We start from the raw sequence: 4,161 nt of genomic DNA on the forward strand, positions 1-4,161 counted from the left end.
GGCTTGCTTTTACAAGCCTCCGGCTTCAGCCGGAGGTAATTGACTGCGGCACACTTCTTTCCATAACGATCTGTTCTTCGGCGTTTTGTGCGGGGACGATCTGTCTGGGAACGAACCATGGGCATCCCGAAACGGGATCGTCATGTATTTCCGCCTCGATCTCGAAAACCCGGTGCAGGATCGACGGGGTGATAACGTCCCGCGGTGCACCGTCGGCGACGATGCGGCCATCGCGCAGCGCAACGATGCGATCGGAATAGCGCGCCGCCAGATTGAGATCGTGCAGCACCATGACGATGGTGCGGCCATGCGCGCGGTTGAGTTTGCGCAGCAGTTCGAGAACGTCGAGCTGATGCGCGATGTCGAGATAGGTCGTCGGCTCGTCGAGAAACATGATCTGCGTCTGTTGCGCCACCGTCATGGCGATCCAGACCCGCTGCCGCTGCCCGCCCGAAAGCGCATCCACCGGCGTATCGCGCCACGGTGCGACGCCGGTCATAGCCATGGCGTGCTCGACCGCCGCCCGGTCTTCCTCCGTCGTCAGGCCGAAAAGCCCCTGATGCGGCGCACGGCCATAGGCGACCAGTTCGTGAACATTCAGGCCCTCGGGAACGACCGGCCCCTGCGGCAGGATCGAGAGCCTGCGCGCGATGTCGCGCGTCCGCATCTCTCGAATATCCCTGCCATTGAGCAGAACCTGTCCACCCAAAGGGTCGAGCAGCCGACCCAGCCCCTTGAGCAATGTCGATTTGCCCGACCCGTTGGGGCCGACAAGCGTCGTCACCGTGCCTTTCGCGATGGAAAGACCGACGTCATGAACGATGGTTTTCGTCTGATAGGCCAGATCGAGGCCTGCGGCCGCAATCGAGGTCTGGTCCGGATCGACTGTCATGGCGTAAACACCGGCACCGGCGGTTCGTCCGAACCGCCGGTGCGCTCCTGTCAGAATTTGATATTGAGGGAACCGATGATACTGCGCCCGTCGACATAATCGCAATAGCTGGCGCTGGGGCAGCCGCCGACAGCTTTTTTGTCGGCAAGATTAGTCACCGACACCGCCAGTTTCGACCCGTCTAGATTGGGCGAAAGCCTGCCGAGCTCGTAGGCCAGCATCGCATCGCCCAACGTATAGGCCGGAATGGGCTTGAGATTGTCGTCATCGGCATACATGCTTCCGACATAACGCACGCCGCCACCCAGCGTCAGGCCGTCGAGAACGCCTTCGCGGAAGGTGTAGTCGAGCCAGGCCGAGGCCATATGATTGGGCGTATTGGTCGTCCTGTTGCCCTCATAGCCGTCATTGCTGCTGGTAACCTCGGCATCCATATAGGTATAGCCGAAGGAGGCATTGACCTTCTCGGTCAGGCTGATCTTGCTTTCAAGCTCCAGCCCGCGCACACGCACTTCGCCGGTCTGTACCGAAAAATTGTCGCAATCGGGCAGATTGGGCGCCGCCGCGCAGGTATGCTCATTGTCGGCCGTGGTCACATTCGTCCGCTTGAGATCATAGAGCGAGGCGGTGGACACGCCATTGAACCATTGCGGTTCGTATTTCAGACCGATTTCCCATTGCTTGCCTTCGGTCGGCTTGAAAGTCTCGCCATAATAATCCGTACCGGAAGTCGGCTCGAACGATGTCGAATAGCTGACATAGGGCGCAAGACCGTTATCGAAGAGATAGAGGAGACCGGCGCGGCCCGTCAGGGCATCGTCACGCGTTTCCGTTGTCAAATCGGTGAGAAAATTATCGTTGGTGGTGTTCGCCCAATCCTGACGCAGGCCGGTCAGCAGGCGCCAGTTGCCCAGAGACATCTGGTTTTGCGCATAAACACCATATTGCTCCAGCACGCCATTGTTGTCAGTGCGGCGCGCCAGCGTGGGCAGGCTATAATTGCCGTAAACCGGATCGAACAGATTGAGATCGAGACTGGAATTGGTTCCGGAGAGTGAAAGATTGTCCGAGGAAAACCGGCGATAATCGAAACCGGCGATCAGTTCGTTGCGGGTATCACCAATGTCAAAATCATATTTCAGGCTGTTGTCGGCTGCGATGCCGCGCGTGGTCGCCGCCAGATTAAACGCCGGCCGGCTGACCGTTTTCTGATCGGCTTTCAAGGCACCGAGTCTGAAGGCACCGAGTCTGAAGGAGGTCGAATTGACATCGACATAGGTGAAACGCAGGTTCTGGCGAAATTCCAGATCCTCGTTCAGCTTGTGCCTGAAATCCGAACCGACATAATATTGCTTGCGGTCGTAATCGCAGAAAGTTGGATCGCAGGTATAGATCCCGCGCGGAAACTGACCGTTGATATTGGGCAGGATGGTTCCGACCGCAGGCAGATAGCTGCTCGAATTACTTTCCGGATCGCGCTGCAACGCCGCCCTCACCGTCCAGTTCGTGTCCTCCGAAGGACGCCAGGTGAAAGACGGAGCGATGGCGTAGCGCTCTGTCTCGCCATAGTCCGAATCGAGATCGGCCCTGCGGCCGACGCCGACAATGCGATAGCTGAACGTTTCATCCGCGGAAACGCCGTTCCAGTCTATGGTCGTTTCAAGGTGTTTGTCGGTGCCGACACTAAAGCCGATCTCGCGGTCGTTATTGCCCAGCGGGCGCTTGGACACCATATTGATCAGGCCGCCGGAACCGTTCTGGCCATAAAGTACCGAAGCGGGCCCCTTGAGAACCTCCACACGCTCCAGCAGAAACGGGTCCACCTGCGCGACAGCGAGCGTACCCGAAGGTGTGAGCTGGGTTCCGTCAAGGTAGATATTATTGTTGCTGTAGAAGCCGCGAATGCGGATTCGGTCGAAATAGCTGGTGCTTGGCTGGAATTCGGTCACCACACCCGGCGTATAGCGCAGCGTTTCCGCAAGCTTGGAGGGTTTCAGCGTCTCGATCTGCCGTGCCGTCACCACATTGATCGTCTGCGGCGTTTCCAGAATGGGCGTGTCGGTCTTAGTCGCGGTCGCGGAGCGATGCGCGACGAAGCCTTGCGCAGGGCCCCAGGCGTTCTCGCCCTGCCCGTTGACCACGATGGTCGAAAGAACGGTGGACCCATCGGGCGCAATGCCTGCGCTCCCCTCCCTCGGCAGCGGTTCCAGAGTGACGGTGTCCGAAGATGTGAACCGATAGGAAAGGCCGGTGCCTGCCAGAAGACGGCTAAGCGCCTCCTCACGGCTCATATTGCCACGCACCCCTTTCGTCTGCTTGCCGCGAACCAAATCGGCCGGATAAAGAACCTGAAGATTGGCATTGTCGCCGAAGCGCGAAATCGCAGCCCCCAGGGGACCGGCAGGCACCGAATAAGAGGCCGGGACGGTTTGCGCCATGCTTTGGGTGGCGTAAAGCGTAACCGCCAGTAAAGCCGAGGACGATGCAAGAAGGGCAATCGCCATCTTTCGCATATGCGCCTTCATGGTCCCGCCGGTCAGAAATCCGGTTTGCCGCATCATTTCCTTCTCCCTCTCCTGTCTGTTTGCAGCCCGCTCGGGATGCTTTCAGAAGGAAGACGTATTCCGCGGCATTCCACCTCACCCTAAATATGAAAAAAATTATCAGGAATTATGCGGATGACGTTTTGACTCAAAACGGGATTACGTCCCACGCAGCAAAACGAGATAATCCGTAAGCCTCACCGCCCTGACCGGCAAGGTCTCGGTTATTGTGGTCAGCACCGCATCGGGTTCGGCAATATTGAAAATTCCGCTCACGCGCAGATCCATGAGCTTCGCATCGAGAATACGAATCGTACCGCTGCGGTAGCGGTTCACATCGGCGACGACCTGCTGCAACGGACGATCCTCGAAAATCAGCTTGCCGGGACGCATGGCCAGGTCGCTTTCCACATCGACACGCGCGATTTGCTGCATACCGCCGGGGCCGTAGGAGACGCTCTCTCCCACGTTCAGGACAGCGGACGACCCGTCCGGCGCGGTCACTGAAACCGCGCTTTCCTCCACCGCCACGGAGGCATTCCCACCCCATTCGTGCACCGAGAACCGGGTGCCGAGCGCCGTTGCCGTACCGGAAGCCGCCTCGACGACGAAGGGACGATGGGCGTCCTTCGCGACAGCGAAAAAGGCCCGTCCGCCAGCGTCAGGCTCCGCTGCTCGCCGGTGCCGGTGCTGTAATCGGCGAGAAAACCGGCCGGTAATCCATTA

The 4,161-nt window shown here is 58.9% G+C and carries 3 protein-coding genes; all 3 read right to left on the reverse strand.

Annotated features, from left to right (window positions below; all coding sequences use genetic code 11):
• Window positions 1-25: 25 nt before the first annotated feature.
• The 3 genes from INT19_RS05020 to INT19_RS05030 all read right to left on the reverse strand — a co-directional run bounded on the left by INT19_RS05020 (window position 26) and on the right by INT19_RS05030 (window position 4,155).
• On the reverse strand, window positions 26-892 hold the full coding sequence (locus INT19_RS05020; RefSeq protein ID WP_192539795.1) for an ABC transporter ATP-binding protein: 867 nt from the start codon (window positions 890-892) through the stop codon (window positions 26-28).
• A 50-nt stretch (window positions 893-942) separates the two neighbouring features.
• A complete protein-coding gene (locus INT19_RS05025; RefSeq protein WP_193059944.1) occupies window positions 943-3,453 on the reverse strand; it encodes a TonB-dependent siderophore receptor in 2,511 nt (836 codons plus the stop codon).
• Window positions 3,454-3,594: 141 nt separating this feature from the next.
• On the reverse strand, window positions 3,595-4,155 hold the full coding sequence (locus INT19_RS05030; RefSeq protein WP_193059945.1) for a FecR family protein: 561 nt from the start codon (window positions 4,153-4,155) through the stop codon (window positions 3,595-3,597).
• Window positions 4,156-4,161 lie beyond the last annotated feature (6 nt).

This window comes from Halomonas sp. 3A7M, from assembly GCF_014897875.1.
Taxonomy (GTDB): Bacteria; Pseudomonadota; Gammaproteobacteria; order Pseudomonadales; family Halomonadaceae; genus Vreelandella.

Coding starts and splice junctions, on each gene's coding strand:
- INT19_RS05020 (WP_192539795.1), bottom strand. CDS start 892: ATGACAGTCGATCCGGACCAGACCTCGATTGCGGCCGCAGGCCTCGAT.
- INT19_RS05025 (WP_193059944.1), bottom strand. CDS start 3,453: ATGATGCGGCAAACCGGATTTCTGACCGGCGGGACCATGAAGGCGCAT.